The sequence below is a fragment of the Polaromonas sp. YR568 genome, from assembly GCF_900116715.1.
GTDB lineage: Bacteria > Pseudomonadota > Gammaproteobacteria > Burkholderiales > Burkholderiaceae_C > Polaromonas.
Genome location: NZ_FPBM01000005.1, coordinates 43,862 through 68,537, shown reverse-complemented (window position 1 = coordinate 68,537; position 24,676 = coordinate 43,862). Strand labels below are relative to the sequence as shown.

At 63.8% G+C, this 24,676-nt stretch carries 24 protein-coding genes; 9 read left to right on the top strand and 15 right to left on the bottom strand.

Annotated features, from left to right (window positions below; translation table 11 throughout):
- Window positions 1-2 precede the first annotated feature (2 nt).
- The 3 genes from BM408_RS12235 to BM408_RS12225 form a co-directional block, all read right to left on the bottom strand.
- Entirely contained in the window at window positions 3-203 is a 201-nt protein-coding gene (locus BM408_RS12235; protein ID WP_092130150.1) for a YqaE/Pmp3 family membrane protein, read from the bottom strand.
- Window positions 204-276: 73 nt separating this feature from the next.
- Window positions 277-1,644 (bottom strand): glutathione-disulfide reductase, encoded by a 1,368-nt coding sequence (gorA, locus tag BM408_RS12230; RefSeq protein ID WP_092130149.1) that lies wholly within the window; start codon window positions 1,642-1,644, stop codon window positions 277-279.
- A gap of 55 nt (window positions 1,645-1,699) precedes the next feature.
- Window positions 1,700-2,590: a LysR family transcriptional regulator gene (locus tag BM408_RS12225; RefSeq protein WP_092130148.1), complete on the bottom strand. Its 891-nt coding sequence runs from the start codon at window positions 2,588-2,590 to the stop codon at window positions 1,700-1,702.
- A 149-nt stretch (window positions 2,591-2,739) separates the two neighbouring features.
- Between BM408_RS12225 and BM408_RS12220 the strand changes: the two genes are divergently transcribed.
- Together BM408_RS12220 and BM408_RS12215 are read left to right on the top strand one after the other, a co-directional pair.
- The gene (locus BM408_RS12220) at window positions 2,740-3,393 is read left to right on the top strand and encodes a glutathione S-transferase family protein (RefSeq protein ID WP_092130147.1); all 654 of its coding nucleotides are present in this window, start codon (window positions 2,740-2,742) and stop codon (window positions 3,391-3,393) included.
- On the top strand, window positions 3,390-4,346 hold the full coding sequence (locus BM408_RS12215; protein ID WP_092130146.1) for a pyridoxamine 5'-phosphate oxidase family protein: 957 nt from the start codon (window positions 3,390-3,392) through the stop codon (window positions 4,344-4,346). The genes BM408_RS12220 and BM408_RS12215 overlap by 4 nt, the downstream gene beginning before the upstream one ends.
- Window positions 4,347-4,378: 32 nt before the next feature.
- Here BM408_RS12215 and BM408_RS12210 read toward each other — a convergent pair whose 3' ends face one another.
- Window positions 4,379-5,302, bottom strand: coding sequence for a LysR substrate-binding domain-containing protein (locus BM408_RS12210; protein WP_092130145.1), 924 nt, complete (start codon window positions 5,300-5,302; stop codon window positions 4,379-4,381).
- 95 nt (window positions 5,303-5,397) lie between these two features.
- Here BM408_RS12210 and BM408_RS12205 point away from each other — a divergent pair, with 95 nt between their 5' ends.
- The 3 genes from BM408_RS12205 to dbpA are packed head-to-tail and all read left to right on the top strand — an operon-like array spanning window position 5,398 to window position 7,916.
- Window positions 5,398-5,676 (top strand): DUF2917 domain-containing protein, encoded by a 279-nt coding sequence (locus tag BM408_RS12205; RefSeq protein WP_092130144.1) that lies wholly within the window; start codon window positions 5,398-5,400, stop codon window positions 5,674-5,676.
- Window positions 5,670-6,455, top strand: a complete 786-nt coding sequence (locus BM408_RS12200) for a crotonase/enoyl-CoA hydratase family protein (RefSeq protein ID WP_092130143.1) — start codon at window positions 5,670-5,672, stop codon at window positions 6,453-6,455. Before BM408_RS12205 ends, BM408_RS12200 begins: the two co-directional genes overlap by 7 nt.
- A 36-nt stretch (window positions 6,456-6,491) precedes the next feature.
- Window positions 6,492-7,916, top strand: a complete 1,425-nt coding sequence (dbpA, locus tag BM408_RS12195; protein WP_092130142.1) for an ATP-dependent RNA helicase DbpA — start codon at window positions 6,492-6,494, stop codon at window positions 7,914-7,916.
- Here dbpA and BM408_RS12190 read toward each other — a convergent pair.
- Genes BM408_RS12190 through BM408_RS12175 form a run of 4 tightly spaced genes read right to left on the bottom strand, consistent with a single transcriptional unit; the run spans window position 7,913 to window position 12,144 of the window.
- The gene (locus tag BM408_RS12190) at window positions 7,913-9,391 is read right to left on the bottom strand and encodes a hypothetical protein (protein ID WP_092130141.1); all 1,479 of its coding nucleotides are present in this window, start codon (window positions 9,389-9,391) and stop codon (window positions 7,913-7,915) included. The two genes, dbpA and BM408_RS12190, sit on opposite strands and share 4 nt — an antisense overlap.
- Complete coding sequence (locus BM408_RS12185) at window positions 9,388-10,194, bottom strand: ABC transporter ATP-binding protein (RefSeq protein ID WP_092130140.1); 807 nt, start codon at window positions 10,192-10,194, stop codon at window positions 9,388-9,390. The genes BM408_RS12190 and BM408_RS12185 overlap by 4 nt, the downstream gene beginning before the upstream one ends.
- Entirely contained in the window at window positions 10,191-11,132 is a 942-nt protein-coding gene (locus BM408_RS12180; protein ID WP_092130139.1) for an ABC transporter permease, read from the bottom strand. Before BM408_RS12180 ends, BM408_RS12185 begins: the two co-directional genes overlap by 4 nt.
- On the bottom strand, window positions 11,107-12,144 hold the full coding sequence (locus tag BM408_RS12175; RefSeq protein WP_092130138.1) for a taurine ABC transporter substrate-binding protein: 1,038 nt from the start codon (window positions 12,142-12,144) through the stop codon (window positions 11,107-11,109). The genes BM408_RS12180 and BM408_RS12175 overlap by 26 nt, the downstream gene beginning before the upstream one ends.
- 252 nt (window positions 12,145-12,396) lie before the next feature.
- Here BM408_RS12175 and BM408_RS12170 point away from each other — a divergent pair, with 252 nt between their 5' ends.
- Window positions 12,397-13,323, top strand: coding sequence for a TauD/TfdA dioxygenase family protein (locus BM408_RS12170; protein ID WP_092130393.1), 927 nt, complete (start codon window positions 12,397-12,399; stop codon window positions 13,321-13,323).
- Here the strand turns inward: BM408_RS12170 and BM408_RS12165 are convergent, their stop codons facing one another.
- On the bottom strand, window positions 13,324-13,962 hold the full coding sequence (locus BM408_RS12165; protein ID WP_092130137.1) for a cysteine hydrolase family protein: 639 nt from the start codon (window positions 13,960-13,962) through the stop codon (window positions 13,324-13,326).
- 104 nt (window positions 13,963-14,066) lie between these two features.
- Here BM408_RS12165 and BM408_RS12160 point away from each other — a divergent pair, with 104 nt between their 5' ends.
- The gene (locus BM408_RS12160; RefSeq protein WP_092130136.1) at window positions 14,067-15,071 is read left to right on the top strand and encodes a GlxA family transcriptional regulator; all 1,005 of its coding nucleotides are present in this window, start codon (window positions 14,067-14,069) and stop codon (window positions 15,069-15,071) included.
- A 182-nt stretch (window positions 15,072-15,253) separates the two neighbouring features.
- Window positions 15,254-16,120: a transglutaminase-like domain-containing protein gene (locus BM408_RS12155; RefSeq protein ID WP_092130135.1), complete on the top strand. Its 867-nt coding sequence runs from the start codon at window positions 15,254-15,256 to the stop codon at window positions 16,118-16,120.
- A gap of 63 nt (window positions 16,121-16,183) precedes the next feature.
- Here the strand turns inward: BM408_RS12155 and BM408_RS12150 are convergent, their stop codons facing one another.
- The 6 genes from BM408_RS12150 to BM408_RS12125 all read right to left on the bottom strand — a co-directional run bounded on the left by BM408_RS12150 (window position 16,184) and on the right by BM408_RS12125 (window position 23,388).
- The gene (locus BM408_RS12150; protein WP_175541769.1) at window positions 16,184-17,164 is read right to left on the bottom strand and encodes a branched-chain amino acid ABC transporter permease; all 981 of its coding nucleotides are present in this window, start codon (window positions 17,162-17,164) and stop codon (window positions 16,184-16,186) included.
- Window positions 17,165-17,166: 2 nt separating this feature from the next.
- Window positions 17,167-18,051 carry a branched-chain amino acid ABC transporter permease gene (locus BM408_RS12145; protein ID WP_092130134.1) on the bottom strand — a complete coding sequence of 295 codons (885 nt, stop codon included), beginning with the start codon at window positions 18,049-18,051 and terminating at the stop codon, window positions 17,167-17,169.
- A 172-nt stretch (window positions 18,052-18,223) separates the two neighbouring features.
- Window positions 18,224-19,417, bottom strand: coding sequence for an ABC transporter substrate-binding protein (locus tag BM408_RS12140; RefSeq protein ID WP_092130133.1), 1,194 nt, complete (start codon window positions 19,415-19,417; stop codon window positions 18,224-18,226).
- Window positions 19,418-19,493: 76 nt separating this feature from the next.
- The gene (locus tag BM408_RS12135; RefSeq protein WP_092130132.1) at window positions 19,494-20,198 is read right to left on the bottom strand and encodes an ABC transporter ATP-binding protein; all 705 of its coding nucleotides are present in this window, start codon (window positions 20,196-20,198) and stop codon (window positions 19,494-19,496) included.
- Window positions 20,198-20,971 carry an ABC transporter ATP-binding protein gene (locus tag BM408_RS12130; protein WP_092130391.1) on the bottom strand — a complete coding sequence of 258 codons (774 nt, stop codon included), beginning with the start codon at window positions 20,969-20,971 and terminating at the stop codon, window positions 20,198-20,200. The genes BM408_RS12135 and BM408_RS12130 overlap by 1 nt, the downstream gene beginning before the upstream one ends.
- A 344-nt stretch (window positions 20,972-21,315) precedes the next feature.
- Window positions 21,316-23,388, bottom strand: a complete 2,073-nt coding sequence (locus BM408_RS12125; RefSeq protein ID WP_175541768.1) for a DUF6600 domain-containing protein — start codon at window positions 23,386-23,388, stop codon at window positions 21,316-21,318.
- Between the two features lie 135 nt (window positions 23,389-23,523).
- On the opposite strand from BM408_RS12125, the gene BM408_RS12120 reads away from it, so the two are divergent.
- Window positions 23,524-24,669, top strand: coding sequence for a DUF6352 family protein (locus tag BM408_RS12120; protein ID WP_371327011.1), 1,146 nt, complete (start codon window positions 23,524-23,526; stop codon window positions 24,667-24,669).
- Window positions 24,670-24,676: the final 7 nt, after the last annotated feature.

Here is a 24,676-nt window from a genome sequence, read left to right as displayed (position 1 = left end):
GCCTAGCCGCGCCCCTGGCTGGCCAGTGCCTCTTTGATTTTCTGGTCCGTTTTGTACTGGCTCAGTGCATAAACGGCCCAGATCGTGGCCGGCAACCAGCCGATCAGGGTGATTTGCAGCAGCAGGCAGAAAATGCCCGCAAATGGCCGCCCGATGGTGAAGAAGGTCAGCCACGGAAGAATCAGCGCAATCAGTAATCTCATTTTTCTTTCTCTCCTTGGGTGCTCTCGGAATAAAGAATAGCGCGAGGCCACCGGCGACGGCATTGCGCTGAGCTCAATCCTTGACCGGATCCCGCATCGTCACGAACTCCTCGGCCACCGTGGGGTGGATGCCTATGGTGCTGTCAAAAACCGCCTTGGTCGCGCCGGCCTTCATCGCCACCGCAAAGCCCTGCACGACCTCCCCGGCGTCGGGCCCCACCATGTGCAGGCCCACCACGCGGTCGGTGGCGTCTTCCACCAGCAGCTTCATTAGCGTGCGTTCGGTGCTGCCGCTCAGCGTGTGCTTGAGCGCCTTGAAGTCGGCGCGAAACACCGTGACCTTGCCGAATTTTTTGCGCGCATCGGCTTCCGAATAACCGACCGTGCCGATGTTGGGGTGGGTGAACACGGCGGTCGGCACAAACTCGTAGCTCATGTTGCGCGGTTTTTTGCCGGCGGCGGGGCCAAAGAGCTGGTCCACCACCACCATGGCTTCACCAGTTGCCACCGGGGTGAGCTGCAGGCGGGCCGTCACGTCGCCCAGCGCATAAATCGACGGCACGGAAGTCTGGTACTGGTCATTGACCTGAACAGCGCCGGCCGCATTCAACGCCACGCCAACAGTTTCAAGCCCGATGCCATTGGCATTGGCTACGCGGCCGGTGGCGTAGAGCACGGTATCGACTTCAAGGCTGGTACCGCCTTTGAGTTCCACCTGCAGGCCGGAATCGGTCTTCTTGATGGCCGCCACTTCAGCGCCCAGTTGCAGCTTGATGCCGGTCTTGCTCATTTCGGCGGCGATAAAACGCCGCACATCGTCGTCAAAGCCCGTAAGCAGCATGTCGCGGCGGTGCACCTGCGTCACCTCTGAGCCCAGGCCATTGAAGATGGAGGCGAATTCGCTGGCGATGTAGCCGCCGCCCACCACCAGCAGGCGCTTGGGAAAGGGCTTGAGGTCGAACATGTGGTCGGAGGTCACCACATGCTCACGCCCCGGCACGGCCGGCACGGTGGCGGTGCCGCCGGTGGAGATCAGGATGTATTTGGCCGTGAACTTCTTGTCGTCGACTTCGACGGTGTGCTCATCCAGCAGTCGCGCCCAGCCTTTGATGATCTTCACGCCGGCCGTGTCAAGCAGCTGCACGTAAATGCCGTTGAGCCGCGCGATCTCCCGTGCGCGGTTGGCCTTGAGCAGGTCCCAGTCGAATACCGGCTTCTCGCCCACCCAGCCGAAGCCGTGCGATTCTTCAAAACTGTCGCCGTAGTGGGCGGCGTAGCTGTAGAGCTTTTTTGGGATGCAGCCCACATTCACGCAGGTGCCGCCCATGGCGGCAAATTCAGCCAGGGCCACGCGCGCGCCGCGCTGGGCCGACATGCGCGCCGCGCGCACACCGCCGCTGCCGCCGCCGATCACAAAAAGGTCAAAGTCAAAAGTCTGCATGCGCTGTATTCCTTCTTCTCTTTTCTTCTCTTATCTGGTGCCTGAATGCCGGCTGTCAAGACTGGAACTCCCGCAGTTCCTTTTTCATCCACTCGATGAACACCCGCGTGCGCATGGGCAGTAGCCGGGCGTGCGGATAGACCAGGTTGATGGGCCGGGGCGGCGGCTCAAAATCCTGCAGCACGGTGCGCAGCTGCTTGGTCTTTAAAAACGGCGCCACCTGGTATGAGAAAAAAGAACCCAAACCCGCCCCCGCCACGCATGCCGCCACGGCCGGTGCGATCTGGTTGAACTCCAGATTACCACTGACCGCCAGGCGCAGGGGCCGGCCCCCGTCATTGAACGGGCCCCATGTGGGGGAATGGTCGGTGATGCGCACGCAGTTGGCCTTGAGCAGGTCTTTGGGGTGCTGGGGCACACCGTGGCGGCGCAGCCAGGCCGGGCTGGCCACCACCAGGCGGCGGATATAGCCCACGTTCTGCGCCACCAGGCTGGAGTCCTCGGGCTCGCCAATGCGTATGCCCACATCGATGCCTTCTTCGAGCAAATTGACCACGCGGTCCAGCAGCACCATGGAGCAGCGCATCTTCTCGTGGTGCTGCACAAAGCGTGTCACGGCGGGCGCCACATGCATTTCCCCAAACAGCATGGGCGCGGTGATGGTGAGGTGGCCGGCGGGCTCGGCAGCGTCGGCCGAAAGCGCCGCCTCGGCATCGGCCAGCGAAGTCAGGATCTGGCGGCAGCTTTCCAGGTGGCGGCGGCCTTCCTCTGTGAGCGAGATGCGCCGCGTGGTGCGGTTGAAAAGCCGCACGCCCAGCTCTGCTTCCAGGCCCGCCAGCGTGCGCACCATGGCGGGCAAGGAGGACTCCATGACCTGCGCCGCGGCGGTGAGGCTGCCTTGCTCGGCAATGTGAATAAAGGCCTCCATGGCCTTGAGCTTGTCCATGGCGACATGCTACGCCTGTTGAGGCAATTCATCCAGTTATCGGATTAGTTAAATGTGATGCACGCCATTTATTCAATTAAACGGTTCAAACAGAATCCACATCTGACCAAGCCATTTCCTGGCGTTCACCCCAAAACAGAAAGACCACCATGAGCACACCCACCGCCAAAGCCGCCCCCGCCCAGCCCATCCGCTTGCACCGCGTCGCCATCTCCGGCCACTCGCACCGGGTGGAGCTGTTTCTCTCCCTGCTGGGCCTGCCCTTCGAACGCATCGAGATCGATCTGGCCACCAAGGGCCACAAGACGCCTGCCTTCTTGGCGATGAATGCCTTCGGCCAGGTGCCGGTGATCCAGGACGGTGATGTCACGCTGGCCGACTCCAACGCCATCCTCGTCTACCTCAATGCACGCTACGCACCGGATGCGGACCAGTGGCTGCCGCGCGACCCGCTGGCTGCGGCGGCTGTGCAGCGCTGGTTCTCGGTGGCGGCCGGCCAGCTCGCTTATGGTCCCGCTGCGGCGCGTGTGATCCAGCTGTTCAAGCGGCCCGAAAGCCCGGAGGCGATTGAACGCGCCCACGCCCTCTTCGCTGTGATGGAGCAGCAACTCGGCCAGTCCGCTTTTCTGGCGGGCAGCACGCCTACGCTGGCCGATATTGCCAACTACAGCTATGCGGCTCATGCGCCAGAAGGCAATGTGTCACTGGAGGCTTATCCCAAGCTGCGCGCCTGGCTGGCCCGCATCGAAGCCTTGCCGCGCTTTGTACCCATGGTGAGGACCCCCGTGGGGTTGGCCGCATGACCGCCCCGGCATTTCACGAAGGTGAGCGCGCCGTGCAGGCGCGTGTGGGCGCGGCCGTGCGTGAGCGCATGGCGGAAATCGGCCCGCGGGTGATCCGCGACTTCATGCCCGACCAGCACCGCGAATTTTTCGAACAACTGCCTTTCGTTGTGGCCGGCACGGTAGACGATGCCGGCCAGCCCTGGGCTTCGATACTGGCCCAGCCGCCGGGTTTTATCCACTCGCCGGATCCGCATCACCTGGTGCTGCGCGCGCAACCGTTGGCGGGCGACCCCTTACAAGCAACCCTGGTTGATGGTGCGCCCATCGGCCTTCTGGGTCTGGAGCCGCACACGCGCCGGCGTAACCGCATGAACGGCATCGTTCGCGGCCTCAATGCTTCGGGCTTTGCGGTGGAAGTGAGCCAGAGTTTTGGCAACTGCCCCAAGTACATCCAGGCGCGTGAGCCGGAGTATGTGGATCAGGCGCGTTCCCCCAAACCGGTGATCCACGAATCCGCGCAACTGAACGACGCCGCACGCCGCATGATCGGGCTGGCCGACACCCTCTTTATCGCTACCGCCTATGCGGGCGACAGTGAGCAAGCCGGCCGCGCAGGCGGTGTGGACGTGTCGCACCGTGGCGGCAAGCCGGGTTTTGTGCGGGTGGAAGCCGATGGCACGCTCACCATGCCGGATTTTTTTGGCAACTTTTTCTTCAACACACTGGGCAATATTGTGGTGAACCCGCGCGCCGGTTTGTTGTTTGCCGACTTCGACAACGGCGACCTGCTTTACCTGGCCGTCATGGCGGAGATCATCTGGGATGGCCCGGAGGTCGAATCTTTCACCGGCGCCCAGCGTCTGCTGCGCTTCAAGGTGCAGTCCATGCGGCTGGTGGAGAACTCACTGCCTTTGCGTTGGGGTGAGGCGGAGTTGTCACCTGCCCTGGCAACCACAGGTGTCTGGGCGTAAGGAGCGTAAGAGGCCTCAGCTCCGTCGCGTTATCAGGCGATGGCTTCGAGTGCGAGTTCGCGCTCCAGCCAGGCGCGGAATTTTTGTACCGCCGGCCGTTCCGCGCTGTGGGTCGAGATGATGATGCGATAGCCCAGTCCCGGGACCGACTCGCCAGGCAGGACCACTTGCAGCTGGCCGCTGCGCAGCAGCGGTAACACCAGCGGTGTGCGCCCTATGGCAATGCCAGCGCCCTGCACGGCGGCGGTCAACACATGCTCGTACTGTGAAAAGTAGAGGCACGGTTGTTGGGCCGATTGTTTGAGCCCCAGTCGCTCGTACCAGGCCGGCCATGACATCCAGGGAAAGCGCGTAGCCGGGTCGTAGTAAACAAGCAGCGGTGTTTGCAAGATACCGTCAGCGGCGTGGATGCGCGCCGCAACCTCAGGCGCGGCCACCAGCAGCGCCTGCTCCTGCAGCAAGTGCGGCGGGGCGGGGTCGTCCGGCAGCACCTGGCTCAGCCGCACAGCCATGTCCAGGCCTTCGCGCTCCAGGTTGGCCCGTGCCTCCGAGGCATCGACACGCACATCAATCGCGGGCTCCATTTGCTGAAACTGTGCGAGCTTGGGTGCCAACCACAGCGCCGCAAATGAGGGCGTGGTGCTGACGGAGACCGAGACCCTGTCTGCTGCCAGCAGGCGGTCTACGGCCGAGGCCAGTTGTGCGAGTGAGTTGCGGGCCGCCTCAAAGAGCTGACGGCCCTCGGGCGTGAGGCTCAGCCCTTTTCCGCCGCGCAAGAACAATACCGTGCTCAGCGCATCTTCCAGACTTTTGACTTGTTTGCTCACCGCCGACTGCGTGATGCACAACTCTTCGGCCGCGGCCGTGAAGCTCAGGTGGCGCGCGGCCGATTCGAAGCCGCGTATGGCATCGAGCGACATGGCGCGCAGCGCATGGGAGGAAGAAGGGCTCAGCATGGCATGAGTGATTGGAATACCCCGGATGACAAACCATCCGGCCACGCGGGCCGGCTCCGTTGAAGAATCAAACCACACTTTTCAAGGAGTCCGCAATGCATGCTCTGCAAACCCCGTTGAAGCTCGGGCCTATCCCGAAACACTTTCGCCTGCCCCAAGGCCAGGCCCTGACCTGCGCCGAAGGCACCCTCTGGATCACCAGCGATGCGCTGGCCGGGCTCGGCCCGGAGAGCGACGTTGTGCTGGAGCGCGGCCAGTCCTTTGTCACGCCGCAGGCCGCAACTTACTTTGTGGGCGCCCCGCGCGGCTCCGGCGTCCTGTTATGGGCATCACCCGGCGCCGCCATGTCAAATCCCATGGAGACAAGATGCTGATAGAAACCGAACGCCATGGCCAGCACGTGGTGCTGACGCTGAACCGGCCTCACAAACTCAATGCCCTCAGTTACGAGTTGATCGACGAACTGATGGACCGGCTCAACGCGCTGGAGCGCGACGACAGCGTGCGCTGCCTGGTGCTGACGGGGCAGGGCGACAAGGCTTTCAGCGCGGGCGCCGACATCGCCGGCTTCGCGCCCGACATCGCCGCATCGCCCGAAGCAGCCTACCGGAACTTCGTGATGCGCGGCCAGGCCATGACCCGCCGCATTGAAAACTACCCCAAGCCCATCATCGCGGCGGTCAACGGCATGGCCTTTGGCGGCGGTTGCGAAACCATGGAAGCCTGCAGCCTTGCGATTGCGGCTGAGCATGCCAGTTTTGCCAAACCGGAAATCCGCCTCGGTTTTCCGCCGCCCTTTGGCGGCACGCAGCGCCTGCCGCGCCACATCGGCCGCAAACGCGCCAATGAAATGATCCTGACCGGCGAGGCGATCAGCGCGGAAGAGGCTTTGTTGATCGGTCTGATCAACCATGTGGTGCCTGCCCATGACTTGCTGCCGGCATGCCTGCGTATGGCGGACCTGATTGCCGCCAACTCCGCCGTGGCGGTGACAGCTTCGCTGCGCGCGGTGACGCGTGGCCTCAATGTTTCCATCGACGAGGGCCTGGCGTTAGAGGCCGCGCAGTTCATGATTGCGGCAGGCTCGCAGGATGCGCGGGAGGGTACGGCCGCCTTTGTGGAGAAGCGCCGCCCGGTGTTTTGCCATCGCTGATAAGGGCTGAAATAGGGCTGGAGCGGATAATGAGGGATGAGCTCCTCTTCTTCTCCTTCCTCCGCTGGCAGCACCGACTTCGCCAGCCTGCCCCTGAACGCCGCCGTACTGGCCAACCTGAAGCAGCTCGGCTACCTCAGCATGACGCCCATCCAGGCTGCCAGCCTGCCGGTGGCGCTGCTGGGCAAAGACCTGATCGCCCAGGCCAAAACCGGCAGCGGCAAAACCGCGGCCTTTGCCATTCCTCTGCTGGCCAACCTCAATGTGCGGCGCTTTGCGGTGCAGGCCATGGTGCTGTGTCCGACGCGCGAGCTGGCCGACCAGGTGGCGACCGAGATCCGCCGTCTGGCGCGGGCCGAGGAAAACATCAAGGTGGTGGTGCTGTGCGGCGGTGTGCCGCTGCGCAACCAGACCGCCAGCCTGGAAAACGGCGCACACATTGTGGTGGGTACGCCCGGCCGCATCATGGACCATCTGGCCCGCGAGAACCTGACCCTGGAAGCGCTGAACACTCTGGTGCTGGATGAAGCCGACCGCATGCTGGACATGGGCTTCTTCGAAGACATCGTCACCGTCGCCAAACAGTGCCCCAAAGAACGGCAGACCCTGCTTTTCTCGGCAACCTACCCTGAAGGCATCGCCAAGCTGAGCCAGCAGTTCATGAAGACGCCGCAAACCATCACGGTGCAGGCCCAGCATGAGAAAACCAAGATCCAGCAGCGCTGGTACCAGGTGCCCGACAGCGACCATGACGAAGCCCGTCTGGGCGCGGTTGCGCAGGTACTGCGGCACTTCCGCCCGGCCAGCACGCTGGCGTTTTGCAACACCAAGTCGCAGTGCCGCGCACTGGTGGCGTATTTGAAAGAGCAGGGCTTCAGCGCACTGGCTCTGTTTGGCGAACTGGAGCAGCGTGAGCGCGACCAGGTACTGGTGCAGTTCTCCAACCGCAGCTGCTCCGTGCTGGTGGCGACCGATGTGGCCGCGCGTGGGCTGGACATTGCGCAACTCGCAATGGTAATCAATGTGGACGTGACACCAGATGCCGAAGTGCATATCCACCGTATCGGCCGCACCGGCCGCGCCGACGAAGAGGGCTGGGCCATCAGCCTGGCCAGCATGGACGAGATGGGCTACGTCGGGAAAATCGAGGTGCTGCAGAAAGCCGAGTCCGACTGGCACAAGCTGACCGAACTGACGCCGGCAAGCAACGAGCCCTTGCTGCCGCCCATGGTGACCTTGCAGATCGTCGGCGGCCGCAAGGAAAAAATCCGCGCCGGTGACGTGCTGGGCGCGCTGACCGGCGAGGCCGGTTTCACGCGCGAGCAGGTCGGCAAGATCAATGTCAACGAGTTCTCGACCTATGTCGCGGTCGATCGCCACATCGCCGCCGAGGCTTTGCACAAGCTTTCCACTGGCCGCGTCAAGGGCAAGAGCGTGAAGGTGCGCCTGCTGGAGGATTAAGCGTCTGCGGCAATCCTGTCGCCCCAATCCTGAATCAGTTTGAGCGCCAGCAACTGGCCGCGCACCACCAGGCGTACGCGCTCTTCGTCGAGTTCACCATTCGCATTAAAGGTGCCCGCACCCGGCGTGATCAGGATGTTGGCGTCATCCGACAAATTGGGCACGATGCCCATGCGAGCCAGCGCGTTGTTCAGCACATTGGTCTGTGCAATACGGTCTTCGTGGGTGAAGATCGGTATGCCGAAAGATCCCTCCGCCAGGCCGTCCCAGGTTCGCTCGTAGTTGATCTCCACGCCACCGGCATTAACCGAGCGCGTGATCTGTATGCCCGGCTTGAAGCCACTGCTCAGCTTCGCAAATTCTTCCTTCACGATGGCGAAGGTGGTGTCTATCGGGTCCAGGATGGCGCGCGGCTCGTCGCGCAATACCCGCAACGCCGCCAGCGTGCCTGCCAGCGCTTCTTTGCCTGGGTCGAATGCGACGTGTGAGGCTTTGCCATGTGCGGAGACGCTGCCGAAGCGCTCGCTGTGCACGCCCAGCGCGCGGCGTATGTTCACCATGGGTTCTTCGCGGCCGATGATGAGGCCGGCCGTCGGCCCGCCGGCTACTTTGTCCATGCTGTAGAAGGCCACGTCGGCGCCTATGCGGCGCAGGTCGGTGCCCAGGAAAGGCATACCCCAGGCGTTGTCGACCACAAAGGGCACGCCACGTTCGGCCGCCACCTCACCGAGACGGCGGTGCAGCACCGAAGTGCCGTCGGCATCTTTTTGCCCGTGGCCGAAGCCGGGTGTGTCATACCCCAGCGCCACAAAACCCGCCAACTGCGCGGCGTCCACGTCAGCCGCGCGTGCCAATGCGGCCGCCGAGGCTTCCGCATCGACGTTGAGCAGCAATGGCACCGGATAAGACTTGATGCCATGCACCGGGTAGCGCGCACCGGCGAGTTTCACCAGCGCGATGTCCACGTTGTGCAGGCGGCGGCCCAGCAGGCCGAGTTCACCCGCGGTGGCGCCGCGGTCGGCGAACAAGTCTTTGTAGATACCGGGCACAGTGCGGCCGTAGCTGGCGTGATGCTCGATATGGCGTTCATAGGGCACGACCACGCGCGCACGGGCACTGTCACCGGCGCCAACCTGCGACGGCGCCAGCAAGGCGGCATAGCTGGTCGCCAGGCCCGCTTCCGCGCCGTTGACCACAGCCGCGTCATAGCCATCGCCCAGCACCGACTTGACCACGCGGCGCACGTCGTCGCCGATCTGCACCAGCGGAACATAGTCGCCCGAGCCGCGCACCAGCGCTTCAACCACCGCAGGCCGCAAGGGGCCCGGCGCACTGGAGTTGCTGGCCGACACGCCTATGCGGCCTTTGAGCGCATCCGGAACACCCAGCGTGCGGCCCAGAGCCTCGGCTTCTTCGAGGATGTCGTTTTGCCGCAGGCGCAGGCCGCGGTACAGGTCAAATTTAAAAATCGTCACAAGCTTGTCTCCAGGGCCGCCGCCGCGCGCGCTTCATGGCGCACCACCTTGAGCACATCGCGCTTGAGCTCGCCAAAGCGCGGGTCGGCCACGATGTCTTCCAGCTTGCGGGGCCGTTCGAAAGGAATAGTCCACTCTTCACAGATACGGCCCGGCCGGGCCGACATCACCAGCACGCGGTCGGCCAGCGCGATCGCTTCGTCCACGTCATGCGTGACAAACAGCAGCGTGGTGCCGGTGCTTTCCCAGACCGAGGTCAGCAGCTCCTGCATCACCAGCCGCGTCTGCGCGTCGAGCGCACCGAAGGGCTCGTCCATCAGCAGCGCCTTGGGTTTGGGCAGCCAGGCGCGCGCCAATGCCACGCGCTGCCGCATGCCGCCTGAGAGCTGATACGGCGCGTGCTGGCCAAAGCCCTGAAGCCCGACAAGGCGCAGGTAGCGCTCGGCCTGCGGGCCGTAAACATCGGGTGAGACGCCTGCCAGGCGCGGCCCGAAGGTGATGTTGTCGATCACATTGAGCCAGGGAAACAGCATAGGCTGCTGAAACACCACGCCGCGCTCGGGGCCCGGCCCGCGCACCTGTGCGCCGTCAAAGCGTACGTTGCCGCTGTCGGCGGCCTCAAAGCCGGCGACGAGATTCAGGATGGTGGACTTGCCGCAGCCCGAGGGCCCCAGCAGGCAGACAAATTCGCCCTCGGCAATCGACAGCGATACATGGTCCAGTGCGAGTGTGCGTTCCCGGCCCGCGCCGCCGGCCGCAAAAGACTTGGCCACGGACGTGATTTCGATCAATGGGCGGCTCATGCGTCTTTCCCTGCCCAGGGTACGGTTGCCCGCTGCGCCAGCACCAGCAACAGGTCAAACAAATAGCCCGTTCCACCCAACAGCACGATGCCCAGCATGACCACATCGGTGCGCAGGTAAGCGCCGGCGTTCATCACCATCCAGCCGATGCCGGACGTTGCGGCCACCATCTCGGCGGCGATCAGCGAAGTCCAGCCTATGCCCACCGACAGGCGCACGGCAGTGAACAGCTCAGGGGCGGCATGGGGCAGCACCACGTGGGTGTAAATCTGCCGGCGGTTTGCGCCCAGCACCTGGGCCGCGCGTATGCGGCCCTGGCTGACGCTGGCCACGGCCGCCGCAGCGCCCACGGTGACGCTCAAAAAGCAGGAGATAAAGATCAGGAAAAACTTGGAGCCTTCGCCGATGCCGAACCACACCACGGTGAGCGGAATCAGTGCGATCTTGGGCAGCGGCCGCAGGAATTGCACAAAAGGATTGAGCACGGCATTGAAGGTCGGCGACAAGCCCATCGTCAAACCCGCCGGAATGCCCACCAGGATGGCGACGAAGAACGCGGCCAGGGCGCGCAGCACGCTCACACCGAAGTGTTGCCACAGCGGCACCTGGCGGTAGCCGGTCTCCAGCAGCTCGAGTGTGCTGGTGGCAATCTCGCTGGGTGGTGGCAGCAGCAGCGGATCTATCCACTTCAAGCTACCCGACAACTGCCACAGCACCAGCACAGCCAGCACTGAGCCTGCGCTGATGGAAGCCAGCTGCCAGCGCCCAAGAGTGCGTGGCAGCCGGGCGGACCCAGCCGGCGCGGAGGGCGTGGGGTTCACGCCCGCCTCATTGGCTGCGGCCTGCAGAGTCAGCGTGGCCGGCACCCGCGCCGGCCCCGGCGGATTCAGGCCCGGGTGAGCCGCTACCGCGTCACTTGCCGAGAGCGCGGAGGGCATAGCTGGAATTGATGGACGGTGCGTAAGATTCGGGAACGTCGGCCTTGCGGACTTCACCGATCTCGACCAGGAAGTTGGCCGTGTCTTTGGCCGCGCGCGTGATGCCGGCCGTCGGTGTGGTGCCGCCGCTGCCCGAGCCGTTGCCCAGGAAGGCGGGCGAGACCTGCTGCGTCAGCGATACCTGCTCCAGCCCGTTCAACACACTGCGCGCTGTTTCGACCGGGATGTCCAGGTGTTTGGCAATCGCGGCGGTCGAGCCTTCAGGATCCTTCTGGTACTGGTCGAGTTTTTCCTGGTAGGTGCGCAGGAATTTCACGACGATCTCGGGGTACTTTTGCGCGAACTCCGTGCGCACAACGAAGTTGTTATAGACCAGGTAGCCGTCTTTTTGTAGTTGCTTGGTGGCAAAAATCTCTTTACCGCCGTCGGCTTCAAGCTGCTGGCTGAAAGGTCCCCACACATAACCCGCATCGATGTCGCCTCGCTTCCACGCAGCCACCAGCTCGGCGGGCTTGAGCGGCACGAGCTTGATCTTCGATTTGTCGAGCTTGTGGGCCTTGATGGCGGCCTCCAGCGCATAGTGAGCGGTGGAGTTGGCCGGGTAGCCTACGGCCTTGCCTTCGATGTCTTTCAGGCTGGCCACACCCTTGCCTGTGCGGCCAATCAGGCGTTCGCTGGTGGCGATGACTTCGGGCACGCCGATGATCTCGATCGGCAGCTTGCGTGCAATACCGGCGACGGCGGGGCTGGAGCCGAAGCGGGCGATGTCGATTTCCTTGGCCGCAAACAGAGACAGCACATCAGCGCCGGTGGCGAACGGAATCCAGCGCACCTTGGTGCCGAAGGCCTTGTCGAAAGACTGGTCGATCTTGCCCAGCACCCACACGCGGGGGCCGCCGGCCCAGGCAAATCGCACTTCAGGAGGCAGGTCTTGTGCATGCAGCGAGGCCGATGCGAGGGTCAGGGTGATGGAGCTCAGTGCAATAAGCCGGGCGAATAGTCTGCGGTGCATGTTTCTTCCTGCGGGTGTTGAAAAGTCAAGGGCGCGACTTTACGGTTTGATACGCAGGGGCGGAAGGAAGAATTCCAAATATCGATAGACGCCTCCAGTCAGCAGCTGGTGCGTACGGGCATGCTGCGGGGCGTGCTGCAAATTCCTTCTAAGCAAAACCGATTTGCGTTGTTCACGGGCGGGCAGGGCTTGCCTATGCTGGACCACCCTCCCGCCGCAGCCGGCGGCCACGCTTTCAAAAAAGGACAACCCATGAGTGCCGTTCTCACTGCCCCGCTTTCCGCTTCCGTTCAGGCCAACACGCTGGACATCACGCCCCTTGCCGGCCGCATAGGCGCCGAGATCCGCGGCGTGCGCCTGTCAGGCTCACTGCAAGCTGACACCTTCGCGCAAATCCACCAGGCATTGCTCAAACACAAGGTCATCTTCTTTCGCGGCCAGCAGCACCTGGACAATGCCGAGCACGAAGCCTTTGGCCGCCTCTTTGGCCCCTTGATCGCGCACCCGACCGTGCCTGTGGTGGACGGCGCGGCTTCGCTGATGGACATTGACTCGCAGCATGGCGGGCGCGCCAATTCCTGGCACACCGACATGACCTTCACCGTGGCTTATCCGCGTGTGTCCATATTGCGCAGCGTGGTGATACCGCCGTATGGCGGCGATACGGTCTGGGCCAACACGGCTGCGGCCTATACCCATTTGCCTGAAGCGCTGAAGACGCTGGCGTTGTCGTTGCGCGCCGTGCATGGCAACGACTATGACTATGCGGGCTCGCGCGCAGCCTCGCCCGATACGGACGACGAGGCCACACGCGCCTACCGCAAGGTGTTTACCGCCAAGCTGATTGAGTCCGAGCATTCGGTGGTGCAGGTACACCCCGAGACGGGTGAGCGTGTGTTGCTGCTGGGGCATTTCGCCAAACGCCTGGCCGGGCAGTCGTCGCACGATTCGGCGCATCTGCTGGGGCTGCTGCACAACCACATCACGCGGCTGGAAAACACCGTGCGCTGGCGCTGGACCGAAGGCGACGTCGCGATCTGGGACAACCGCGCGACCCAGCACTATGCGATCAACGACTACGGCGACCAGCATCGCGTGGTGCGGCGGGTCACCGTGGCCGGCGACGTGCCCGTGGGAGCGGACGGCCGCGCCAGCGTCGGCCTGACGGCCGGTAGCTGATCACCGCGCGGCCAGCGCCGCCCGGTTCGATGCGAGCACATTGTTCTTCTCCAGCCTGCCCCCGGCCTGAATGGCGGCTATCCACGCATCGGTGGAACCGGTGGCGGCAAAGCGCGAGTGAAACACCACGCTGAACACGCGGTGGATTTCTTCAGCGCTGGCCTGGCCGGCTTCGTTGGCGTAAGGCAGGGCGCCGGTGGCGTCTTGTAAAAACTCCACATGCAGGCCGCGATGCGTGGCTTCAAAAATCGTGGAGGCATCGCAGTTGTGCGTCATGTAGCCGATCACGGTCAACGTGTCGATGCCGTGCTGTTCAAGCCACTGCGCAAAGTCGGTGCCGGTGTAGACGCTTGGCCAGGCTTTTTCGATGTAGTGGTCGCGCGGGCGGCTGGCCACGGTGTCGTGCAGCGCCCAGGTGGCCGAGCCCTTGGCAAACACCGGCGCGGCGGCCGACTCACTGTGTTGCACCACCACCACCGGAATGCCGGCTGCACGGGCAGCGTCCATGGCGCGGCCGATGTTGGGCAGGGTCTGCGCCACCGGTGGGTATTCGATCAGCAGTCCGCCGGTAAAGTACTCCATCTGTACGTCGATCACAACAAGGGCACGGCGTGGGGCTTTGGCATCGGTGTGGGTCATAAAGGGCTTTCTGAAAGTTAAAGCGTTGCTTGGTGCCTCAATTGTTGCGCTGGGCGGGATTGGACGACAGTGGCCCAAATGTCAATAGTCGATAGAATCGGGCCATGTCGCGACGCACCCTGGGTTCAGCCCGAAAAGCCGCATCGCCCGCAACAACGGCCCACACAGTCGCTGTAGTGGCTTTTGACGGCATCAGCCCTTTTCACCTGTCAGTGCCATGCATGGTGTTCGGCAACGATTTCTCCTCCGCTGACCTGCCGGGCTTCAAGCTGGTGGTGTGTGCTGAAAAGCCCGGCGCGCTGCGCACCACCTCGGGCTTCGGCATCCAGGTGCAAAAAGGCCTGGGTGCACTGGCGAAAGCGCAGACCATCGTGGTGCCGTCCTGGCGTGATCCTATGGAGCGCCCGCCCGAGGCTTTACTCAAAGCCTTGCAGGCCGCACACCGGCGCGGCGCGCGCATCGTGGGCCTGTGCCTGGGCGCATTTGTGCTGGCTGAAGCCGGGCTGCTCGATGGCCGGCCGGCGACCACGCACTGGGCCCTGGCCTCAGCCTTTGCCGCGCGTTACCCGCAAGTGCGCCTGCAGCCCGACGTGCTGTATGTGGACGACGGCGACGTACTGACCTCTGCCGGCACGGCCGCCGGCATTGACTGCTGCCTGCATGTGCTGCGCCTGGACTACGGCGCCGAGGTGGCCAACCGCGTGGCGCGCCGCATGGTGGTGGCGCCGCAGCGCCAGGGCGGGCAGGCGCAGTATGTTGAGCAGCCTCTGCCCGCGACGGGCGCAGACCACCGGCTGTCGGCCATCCTCGCCTGGGTGCAGAAAAACCTGGGCCAGCCGCACAGCCTGGATGCGCTGGCGGCGCGGGCGCTGATGAGCCGGCGCACTTTCACGCGGCATTTCCGGCAGGTCACGGGCACCACGGTAGGCCAGTGGCTCACCAGCCAGCGTCTCGGGCTGGCGCAGCGCCAGCTTGAATCAACTGACCGCTCGATGGAGCAGATTGCGGTGGATGCGGGTTTCGGCTCGGCGGTGTCATTGCGCCAGCATTTCGCGGCCACGCTGGGTACGTCGCCATCGGCCTACCGGCGCGAGTTTCGCGGGGTGTGATGTGTAGGCGCCGGCGACGCCGGCTTGTCGGCCTTGAAGGCCAGCGCTTCCCCGCAAATTTCGCCAATCGGAAATGCAGGTCTTTTTTGCGCGCCTAATGGGCGGTGATGGCGACGGTTTCCTGTCGCCGCGTACACATCGGCTCTTTTTTTGTAGCCAACCCCCAAGGCAGAAGGCATTCCATGGTCAGGCTTGAATTTTCCACCGTGCTGGGCTACGAGGTGATGGCGCCGGGCGCCGACTTTATTTTTAATATCCAGGCCGCCTACACGCCGCGGCAGATCGTGGTGCAGGAGTCCCTGGGCCTGAGCCAGCCTGTTCTCACCAGCAGCTACACCGACCCGGCCACGCAAAGCCGGCTTCTGCGCGTGCACGCCCAACCCGGCACCTTCACGCTGAGTTATACCGCCGTGGTGGAGCTCATTCACTATGAAGCGCAACCGGCTTCGTTGCCCGAACTCAACCCGCTTGCCTTGCCCGGCGAGGTGTTGCCTTATCTGTATCCCAGCCGCTATTGCCAGTCGGACCGGCTCCTCACACTCGCCAACAGCCAGTTCGGCCACCTGCCGCTGGGCTACAGCCGCGCGCAGGCGATTTGTGATTGGGTACAGCAGCATGTGAGCTTTCAGGGCAACACCAGCAACAGCACGACCTCAGCCATCGACACCCTGATTGAGCGGGTCGGCGTATGCCGCGATTTTGCGCACCTGATGATCGCGCTGTGCCGCGCCGCCAGCCTGCCGGCGCGCATGGCCAGCGGCATGGACTACGGCGCCGATCCGGTGCTGGGTCCGCCCGATTTCCATGCCTACGTCGAGGTCTACCTGGGCGAGCGCTGGTACATGTTCGACCCCTCGGGCACGGCAATCCCGATGGGCTTTGTGCGTTTCGCCACGGGGCGTGATGCCGCCGACATCGCGTTCGCCACCATCTTTGGCAGCGTGAGCGCGGCGCAACCGCAGATCCATATCGAGGCCGTGCCCAACAGCCAGGGTCAGCTGGTGCTGCCGCAGCATGTGAACTACGCCTTGTCGACAGACGGGCCTTGATCGCTTGGCCGCCCAATAAAAAAGCGCGCAGGCTGCGCGCTTTTTTTATGGCGAGTATGCCGTTCAGGCTTGTTGCGATGCCACTTTGGCGGCATTGCGGCGGCGCTCCAGGAAGGCCTGCAGCTCGCCAATCACGCCCTTGCGGAAGGCCAGCACGCACAGCACAAAGATCGCGCCGATGATCACGGTGACCCAGGAGCCGACCTTGTCCGCCAGCAGGTTTTGCAGCGCAATGACGATGCCCGAGCCCATCACCGGGCCAAAGAAGGTGCCGACGCCGCCCAGCAGGGTCATCAGGATGACCTCGCCGGACATGGACCAGTGCACATCGGACAGCGTGGCAAAACCCATCACCAGCGTTTTCATCGACCCAGCCAGGCCGGCCAGCGCAGCCGACAGCACAAAGGCCAGCAGCTTGTAGCGGTCAACGTTGTAGCCCAGCGAGATGGCGCGGGGCTCGTTCTCGCGGATCATCTTGAGCACCTGGCCGAAGGGTGAATGCACGATGCGCGAGATGAACAGGAAGCAGGCCACAAACACCGCCACCACCACGTAGTACAGCGAGATGTCGGATTCGAGCGGCAGCAGGCCGAAGAGCTTGCCGCGCGGCACGCCCTGCAGGCCGTCTTCGCCACCGGTAAAACTCGCCTGCAGGCAGACGAAGTAGACCATCTGTGCAATCGCCAGCGTGATCATGGCGAAGTAAATGCCCTGGCGGCGAATGGCCACCAGGCCGACCAGCAGGCCGATCAGCCCGGCCGCCACCGCGCCGGCCAGCAGGCCGAGCTCAGGCGTCCAGTTCTGCGACTTGATGAGCCAGCCGGTGACATAAGCCGCCGAGCCGAAGAAGGCCGCGTGGCCGAAAGACAGCAGGCCGGTAAACCCCAGCAGCAGGTTGAAGGCGCAGGCAAAGAGGGCGAAGCACAGCAGCTTCATCACAAACACCGGATAGAGCCCGAGGAAGGGCGCGGCCAGCGCGAATGCCAGCAGTACAAGGTAGGTGATGCGCAGCATGTTGGCGGCTTTGGTGGAGAGGGCGCTCATGATTACGCTTCCTTTCCGAAGAGGCCGGCGGGCCGGAACATCAGCACGATGACCATGATGACGAACACCACGATGTTGGAAGCTTCAGGGTAAAACACACGGGTCAGTCCTTCGACGATGCCCAGGCCCAGGCCGGTGATGACCGAGCCGAGGATGGAGCCCATGCCGCCGATCACGACCACGGCGAACACCACGATGATCAGGTTGGAGCCCATCAGCGGATTGACCTGGATGATGGGAGCGGCCAGCACACCGGCCAGGCCGGCCAGCGCGGCGCCGGCGCCGTAGGTCAGCATGACCATCATGGGCACGTTGACGCCAAAGGCCTGCACCAGCGGTGCGTTTTCAGTACCGGCGCGCAGGTAGGCGCCCAGGCGGGTGCGCTCGATCAGGAACCAGGTGCCCAGGCACACCACCAGCGACACCACGACCACCCAGGCGCGGTAGATCGGCAGGCGCATGAAGCCGAGGTCCATGGCGCCGGCCAGCAGGTCGGGCACGTTGTAGTTCTGGCCCGAGACGCCGTAAATTTCGCGGAACACGCCTTCCAGCACCAGCGCCAGGCCGAAGGTCAGCAGCAGGCCGTAGAGCGGGTCCAGCTTGTACAGGTGTTTGAGGAAAAGCCGCTCAATGATGACGCCGAGAATGCCGACCGTCAGCGGCGCCAGCACCAGCGCGAACCAGTAGTTCATGCCGAACTGGTCCAGCATGATCCAGGCGGCGAAGGCGCCCAGCATGTAGAGCGCGCCGTGCGCGAAGTTGACGATGCCCAGCAGGCCGAAAATCACCGCCAGCCCCAGGCTCAGCATGGCGTAGAACGCGCCATTAACCAGGCCCAGCATCAGCTGGCCCATAAACGCTTGCAGGGGAATACCGAAAATTTCCATGGGAACCTGTCAGGACACCGATATCGTTGGTTGTGGCGGGAGCGCAAGGGTTTTCAAGAAAGCAGCCGGTTATTCCTGCATGTCTGCGTGAATAACCGGCTGGATCGAACCCTCGTTCTTCTCCGTCTTTTTTTGTCGTCAGTTCAACGCTTGCGCAGTTGCTGTTGCCGGGTTACTTCTTGAGAGCAGAGCATTTGGACTCGGCCACCGTGGTGAAGGCCTGGTCGCCGGGCACCTTGGCGATGGTCTTGTAGTAGTCCCATGGCGTGCCGGAATCCTTGGAACTCTTGACTTCGTACAGGTACATGTCGTGGATCATGCGGCCGTCGGCGCGGATCTGGCCCTTGTTATAGAAGTCGTCGATCTTCATGCCCTTGAGCGTGCTCATGACCTTGTCGGAGTCGGTGGTGCCGGCGGCTTGCACGGCCTTCAGGTAGTTCATCGTGGCCGAGTAGTCGGCGGCGTGCAGGCTGGACGGCATGCGTTTGTATTTGTCAAAGAAACGCTTGGCGAATTTGCGCGATGCGTCGTCCTGGTTCCAGTACCAGCTGTCGGCTAGTTGCAGGCCTTCGGTGTTGGCCAGACCCAGTGAGTGCACGTCGTTGATGAACACCAGCAGGCCGGCGACCTTCATGGTCTTGCCGATGCCGAATTCCTTGGCGGCTTTCATGGCGTTGGTGAAGTCACCACCGGCATTGGCCAGCGCCAGGATCTGCGCCTTGGAAGACTGCGCCTGCAGCAGGAAGGACGAAAAGTCGGACGCGTTCAGCGGGTGACGCACGGCGCCGGCGACGGTGCCGCCATTGGCCTTGACCACATTGGAAGCATCGCCTTCCAGCGAGTAGCCGAAGGCATAGTCGGCGGTCAGGAAGTACCAGCTCTTGTTGCCGGCCTTGACCAGTGCGGAGCCGGCCACCTTGGCCAGCGAGACCGTGTCGTAGGCATAGTGCACGGTGTAGGGCGAGCAGTCTTCATTGGTCAGGCGGGCGGAGCCGGCGCCGATGGCGATGAAGGGTTTTTTCTTTTCGGTGGTGACCTTGGACATGGCCAGTGCCGTGCCGGAGTTGGTGCCGCCTATCAGCATCTGCAGCCCGTCCTTGTCGATCCACTCACGGGCCTTGGACGATGCGACGTCGGCCTTGTTCTGGTGGTCGGCGCTCAGCACTTCGATCGGACGGTTCAGGACCTTGCCGCCGAAATCCTGCACGGCCCACTTCAGCATTTCCGCGCCGGCCGGGCCGTCGATGTCCGCGTAAAGGCTGGACATGTCGGTGATGATGCCGATCTTGATCGGGCCGGTGTTCTGTGCGAAGGCGGCGCCGGTGAGGCCCAGGGCGAGTGCGGCAACAAGTGCTTTGAGTTTCATGATGTCTCCTGTGATGGAAGGGGTGAACTGGGGTCGGAAAATCAGATATCTGAAAAGAGGTTCGGTGTGCCCGGCGTCAGACGCCGAGGTACTCCTGCAGCATGCCCATGTTGCCGGCGAGTTCGTTTTGCGCAAACTGCTTGACGATGCGGCCATGCTCCATGACGTAGAAGCGGTCGGCCAGCGGCGCGGCAAAGCGGAAGTTCTGCTCGACCAGCACGATGGTGTAACCCTTGGCCTTGAGCGTGAGGATCATCTCGGCGAGCTTTTGCACGATGACGGGGGCCAGGCCTTCGGAGATTTCATCGAGCAGCAAGAGGCGCGCGCCGGTGCGCAGGATGCGCGCGACCGCCAGCATCTGCTGCTCGCCGCCCGACAGGCGCGTGCCGGGGCTGCTGGCGCGCTCCTTCAGGTTGGGGAACATCGCGTAGATCTCGTCCAGGCTCATGCCGCCGGGGGCGATGGTGGGCGGCAGCATCAGGTTTTCTTCGGCTGTAAGGCTGGCAAAAATGCCGCGCTCTTCGGGGCAGTAGCCGATGCCAAGCCGCGCCACCTTGTGCGGTGCGAGCTTGATGGCTTCCTCGCCGTTGATCTTGATGGAGCCTTTGCGCATGCCCGTCATGCCGACGATGGCGCGCATGGTGGTGGTGCGGCCGGCGCCGTTGCGGCCCAGCAGGGTCACGACTTCGCCTTCGTTCACGGTCAGGTTCACGCCATGCAGGATGTGCGACTCGCCGTACCAGGCATTGAGGTCTTCGAGTTTGAGGAGCTCTTTCGTCATCAGTGAGCCCCTTGCAATTCGGTGTTCGCCGTGCCCATATAGGCTTCGATGACCAGCGGATTCTTCGAGACCTCGCCGTAGGGGCCGTCGGCAATGATGGCGCCGCGCTGCAGCACGGTGATGCGGTCGGCGATCGACGACACCACATTCATGTTGTGTTCAACCATCAGGATGGTGCGGCCGGCCGAGACTTTTTTGATCAGCTGCGTCACGCGGTCCACGTCTTCGTGGCCCATGCCCTGTGTGGGTTCGTCCAGCAGCATCAGCTCGGGCTCCAGCGCCAGGGTGGTGGCGAGCTCCAGGGCGCGCTTGCGGCCGTAGGGCAGGTTCACCGTCAACTCATCGGCAAAGCCGCTCAGGTCGACTTCAGCCAGCAGTTCGCGGGCGCGGGCATGCAGGTGAAACAGGCTGTCTTCAGGTTTCCAGAAATGGAAGGAGGTGCCCAGGTTGCGCTGCAGTGCGGCGCGCACGTTTTCCAGCACCGTCATGTGCGGGAAGACGGCCGAAATCTGGAATGAACGCACGATGCCGCGGCGTGCGGTTTGCGCGGGCTTCTCGGCGGTGATGTCGTTGCCGTTGTAAACAATGCTGCCGCGCGTCGGCGTGAGGAACTTGGTCAGCAGATTGAAGAAGGTGGTCTTGCCGGCGCCGTTGGGGCCGATCAGTGCGTGGATATGCCCGCGCTGGACCTTGAGGTCGACATTGTTGACCGCCACGAAACCCTTGAATTCCTTGGTCAGCCCTCGTGTTTCGAGAATGAACTCCACTGACAAATTGCTCTCCGGCGGGTAGGGGTTGACATCACGGGGGCGCCCCAGGCGGCCCGGCGGCGTATGCAGCAGCAGGCATAGGCCCGTGAACACAAGGTGGTCATCCTAGCTATCCGCTTGGGAGGGCGATACCGGGCAGACCCTTAGGTAGTTTTGCGTGATCGGCAACCCTGAGAGGGCGCTCGCAAAAGCCCGCCTGGCGTTGTTGCGCCGCCTTGCCGTGCTGGTGCACTGTCTGCGGCGGCGCGCCTAGCCAGGCGGGCTTTTGCGAACGCCCTCTCCGCGCTTCTTGTCAACGCCGATTGCGCCCTCGCTTCGCGGGCGCGGCAGGGCGCCTGCATTGATGCTTATTGCTCGCGGTTGCGGCCGAAACTGCCCTCGCTTCGCGGGCCGCGGGGATTTGTGTCCCTGCCAGGGGTCGCATCGCGCTGGGCTTGCTCGCGCAGGGCGCGCTGGCCTATGGATTCCTCGCCGGAGCGGCGCTGTTGTTCCAGTTGCGGGGCCTGCAACTGCTCGCGTTGCGCCCGCTGCTGGCGCTCTTGCTCGCGCTGGGCTTGTTGCTGGCTGCGCTGGGCCTGTTCGGCGGCGCGGCGGTCGGCGTTGGCGCGGGCCTCGGCGTTTGCCGCCTGGGCGCGTTCCTGTGCTTCGTTGCGGGCGCTTGCATCGCGCTGGGCCTGTTCGCGCAGGGCGCGCTGGCCTATGGGTTCTTCACCCTGGCGGCGTTGCTGTTCAAGCTGGGGTGCCTGCAGCTGTTCGCGCTGCTCCCTTTGCTCGTGTTGCAGCTCGCGTTGCGCGCGCTGGCTGGCTTCGGGGCGATCCGGTGCGGCTGGTGCGCTGAACTGGGGCCGGGCATCGTGATCTCTGCCGGCGGCGGGCCCGGGGCGTGTGTCGGCTCGCCGTTCGTCCCTATTGTTGTTGTCACGCCAGCCCTCGCGGCTGGCGACCACGGGTCGCGCCACCGCAGCGGGCGGAGGCAAACCGGCGGCGGGGCGTTGCTGTTCGCGAAGCACAGTCGGGTTGGGGCGCACCGGCAGGGCGCCGCGGTCCGCCACGACCTGCGCGCGGTCCAGGTCGGCATGGCTCAGCACATGCTGCTGGCCGCGCACCGGCCGGCCGCGCATGAAGTCATCGCGGCTGATGGCTGTCACAGCGCCGGGCTGGCGCTGGTAACGGTAGACGTTTGTCACATTGACGGTGTTGTTCACCACGATGTTGTGGTTCACCTGCGTGATGTAGCGCGGGCTCACGCGGTAAGCGGGCCTGAAGGCTTCACCGGGCGCCAGCGGGAACCAGCCCACGCCGGGCCGCGCGGCGCCGCCGATCGAAATATTCCAGTTCACGCCGCCGCTGCTGCCGCCCACAAATGCGACCAGTGCGGGCGCATAGACCGGGCGAGGCGCCAGCCGGCCCGGCACCCAGGCCCAACGCGGGCCGATCTGCGCCCAGCGGCCGTAATGAAACGGCGCGAACCCCCAGGGCGCGTCGTCCACCCAGGTCCATCCCCACGGTGACACCCAGGCCCAGTGGCCGTCGCGGTACGGCGCCCATTGCACCGGCACCTCGCGCGGTATCCAGACGGCGCCGTAGGCCGGGTCCTGGCTCCAGGTGCCGTAGGTGTCCAGCTGCTGGTAGCCCACGGTCTCACGCGGTATGTAGCGCGCCGACACCGACTGGTCTTCCAGGCGGTCGCGGTCGGCGGCCCAGACGTCAAAGCTGTCTTGCTGCGCCGCGCCGGGGCCTGCCGGAGCGAGCCGCGTACCGGTGAAATTGGCCTGCTGCCGGCTCCCCAGGGTGATCGACCTGGCGTCGTCGCCATAAATGAGGCCACTGCCCGACTGGGCGACCACGCGTGTGGTGTTGCCGGCAGGGTCAACGTCCAGGCGGTAGTCGCCCGGCTGGGACACCACAAAGGCCAGGTTGGGTGTGTCGACTTCCAGCCGTTGCCCGTCAAACAGGTTGCGCACACGCAGTTTGAGCGTGCCCTGGGCCAGGCGCAGCTGGGTGACGTTGTCGTCCAGCACCAAAAAATCCAGGCTGGTTTGTGCATTCATGCGCACGGCGGTGGAGCCGACATAAAGCTCGGAGCGCGATTGGGGGCCTGTCCAGAGTCTGTCGCCGCTGGTAAGCGGCCGGTTCAGCACGGCGGGGCTCCAGTCCGACGCGTCGGCCGGGTTGCCGTTGTCTGCCGGCGCAAAACTCACTGTGCCCTCGGCCAGGTTCAGCCGCGCGACGCGGCCGGGCGGGTCTATCGTCACGCCGGGCTGTGCGGGCTCCTGGGCCCAGACGACCGGCTGCAGTAGTGCCAGCAGGAATGCGGCAGCCAGTACGGTGAGGTACCAATATAGGTGGCTGAGCCGGAATGGCCGCTGTGCAATAGAAATAGGGGATGAAGGGGATGAGCCCGTGTCGGTTGCTGTCATGGTGAACGCTCTCTTCCTGTCGATTCTCCGTGTCTTTCTCTGTTCCTCTTTTAATGTGACCTTAACTTTCCCAACGTGCCTGAAGATGGATGGATTGCTAACAGAGGGTAAAGATTGCACGGACACGGGTGGGTGATGAAACAGGATGTAATGGATTTTGTTGCGGCAGAGGCTGTGCAGTATGAGACGATGGCGCCCATGCAAAATTCAAGGCCTTCCGGCGCTTCCAGTGGCAGCCAACAGCTCACGCGCAATGAGCGCGGCTGGCTTGAACCTTCAGACGATTACCTGCGTTTCTTTCTGGCGCGCCCTGAGCTCGCGCTGGTGCCTGAATCATGCGAAGCCGAACGGGCCCTGCACGCCGCCCTGGCGGCCGCGCCATCCCGGTCAGTGGCTGCGGCCGAGTTGCAGGCCTTCAAAGACGCGGATGCGCGCGACAACTACACGCTCTTCCTTCGCTTTCGCGACGGCTTGCTGGCCGCCGGCACGCTGGAGGCTTATTACTTGAGGCTTTTTCCGCGCGACGGCAGCGGCAGCATCAATATCCCGCCGCTCTTTATCGATCTGATCGCCGAGGCCATCGTGCACAACATGCTGGACGGTTCGGTGGATGCTTATGAAATGCGCGCGGCCGACATGCTTTTTCGCCCGCAGCGCATCAGCACGCAAGACGGCCAGGTGCTCAGCGGCGACCTGGCGGTGATCGACATGTTCCAGGAGACTGGCGGTGTGGGCGACATCGGGCGCTTTCTGGCCGAGGCCGGCGCGCCCATGGCCGTCACCCAGTTGCAGGTGCTGAACGACGACAACGCTGCGGATTACTGGCGGCAAGCCGGCCGTCACCGCTTCTTGCTGGACCTTACCCACGAAGTGAGCAATGACCTGAGCCACGGCCTGGTTTTGACCATGGTGCGTGCCCGCTCAGGCCTCAAGGCGCTGGCCGGTGTCTTGCAAAAATGGGTGAAGCACTTTCTGGGCGTGACAGTGACCATCCGACCCGTGCAAAAAGTAGACGACGAGGCCTGGCGCTGGCATGTAGGGCTGGATGTGGAGGCGACGGCGCTGCTCAATGACTTGTACGAAGGCCGTGAGGTCGAGCCTGCCCGATTGCAACGCCTGGTGAGCCTGTTCCGCCTGGACTTTGCCGATCCGCGCGAGATGCGGGTCGATGTGGCGGGCAAGCCGGTTTACCTGGGGCTGATGATGAACGCCGAGGGTGTTGTCCGGTTAAAGCCGCAGAACCTGCTGGTCAACCTGCCGCTGCCGTCGGCGGCTTCTTAGGGCTTAT

Bases quoted from the DNA above. Each gene is read 5' to 3' on its own strand.
- BM408_RS12160 (WP_092130136.1), top strand. From the start codon at position 14,067: ATGTCGCGACGCACCCTGGGTTCAGCCCGAAAAGCCGCATCGCCCGCA.
- BM408_RS12125 (WP_175541768.1), bottom strand. From the start codon at position 23,388: ATGACAGCAACCGACACGGGCTCATCCCCTTCATCCCCTATTTCTATT.
- BM408_RS12215 (WP_092130146.1), top strand. From the start codon at position 3,390: ATGACCGCCCCGGCATTTCACGAAGGTGAGCGCGCCGTGCAGGCGCGT.
- BM408_RS12235 (WP_092130150.1), bottom strand. From the start codon at position 203: ATGAGATTACTGATTGCGCTGATTCTTCCGTGGCTGACCTTCTTCACC.
- BM408_RS12140 (WP_092130133.1), bottom strand. From the start codon at position 19,417: ATGAAACTCAAAGCACTTGTTGCCGCACTCGCCCTGGGCCTCACCGGC.
- BM408_RS12165 (WP_092130137.1), bottom strand. From the start codon at position 13,962: ATGACCCACACCGATGCCAAAGCCCCACGCCGTGCCCTTGTTGTGATC.
- BM408_RS12205 (WP_092130144.1), top strand. From the start codon at position 5,398: ATGCATGCTCTGCAAACCCCGTTGAAGCTCGGGCCTATCCCGAAACAC.
- BM408_RS12185 (WP_092130140.1), bottom strand. From the start codon at position 10,194: ATGAGCCGCCCATTGATCGAAATCACGTCCGTGGCCAAGTCTTTTGCG.
- BM408_RS12225 (WP_092130148.1), bottom strand. From the start codon at position 2,590: ATGGACAAGCTCAAGGCCATGGAGGCCTTTATTCACATTGCCGAGCAA.
- BM408_RS12200 (WP_092130143.1), top strand. From the start codon at position 5,670: ATGCTGATAGAAACCGAACGCCATGGCCAGCACGTGGTGCTGACGCTG.
- BM408_RS12180 (WP_092130139.1), bottom strand. From the start codon at position 11,132: ATGCCCTCCGCGCTCTCGGCAAGTGACGCGGTAGCGGCTCACCCGGGC.
- BM408_RS12175 (WP_092130138.1), bottom strand. From the start codon at position 12,144: ATGCACCGCAGACTATTCGCCCGGCTTATTGCACTGAGCTCCATCACC.
- dbpA (WP_092130142.1), top strand. From the start codon at position 6,492: ATGAGCTCCTCTTCTTCTCCTTCCTCCGCTGGCAGCACCGACTTCGCC.
- BM408_RS12170 (WP_092130393.1), top strand. From the start codon at position 12,397: ATGAGTGCCGTTCTCACTGCCCCGCTTTCCGCTTCCGTTCAGGCCAAC.
- BM408_RS12220 (WP_092130147.1), top strand. From the start codon at position 2,740: ATGAGCACACCCACCGCCAAAGCCGCCCCCGCCCAGCCCATCCGCTTG.
- BM408_RS12135 (WP_092130132.1), bottom strand. From the start codon at position 20,198: ATGACGAAAGAGCTCCTCAAACTCGAAGACCTCAATGCCTGGTACGGC.
- gorA (WP_092130149.1), bottom strand. From the start codon at position 1,644: ATGCAGACTTTTGACTTTGACCTTTTTGTGATCGGCGGCGGCAGCGGC.
- BM408_RS12155 (WP_092130135.1), top strand. From the start codon at position 15,254: ATGGTCAGGCTTGAATTTTCCACCGTGCTGGGCTACGAGGTGATGGCG.
- BM408_RS12145 (WP_092130134.1), bottom strand. From the start codon at position 18,051: ATGGAAATTTTCGGTATTCCCCTGCAAGCGTTTATGGGCCAGCTGATG.
- BM408_RS12210 (WP_092130145.1), bottom strand. From the start codon at position 5,302: ATGCTGAGCCCTTCTTCCTCCCATGCGCTGCGCGCCATGTCGCTCGAT.
- BM408_RS12150 (WP_175541769.1), bottom strand. From the start codon at position 17,164: ATGAGCGCCCTCTCCACCAAAGCCGCCAACATGCTGCGCATCACCTAC.
- BM408_RS12120 (WP_371327011.1), top strand. From the start codon at position 23,524: ATGAAACAGGATGTAATGGATTTTGTTGCGGCAGAGGCTGTGCAGTAT.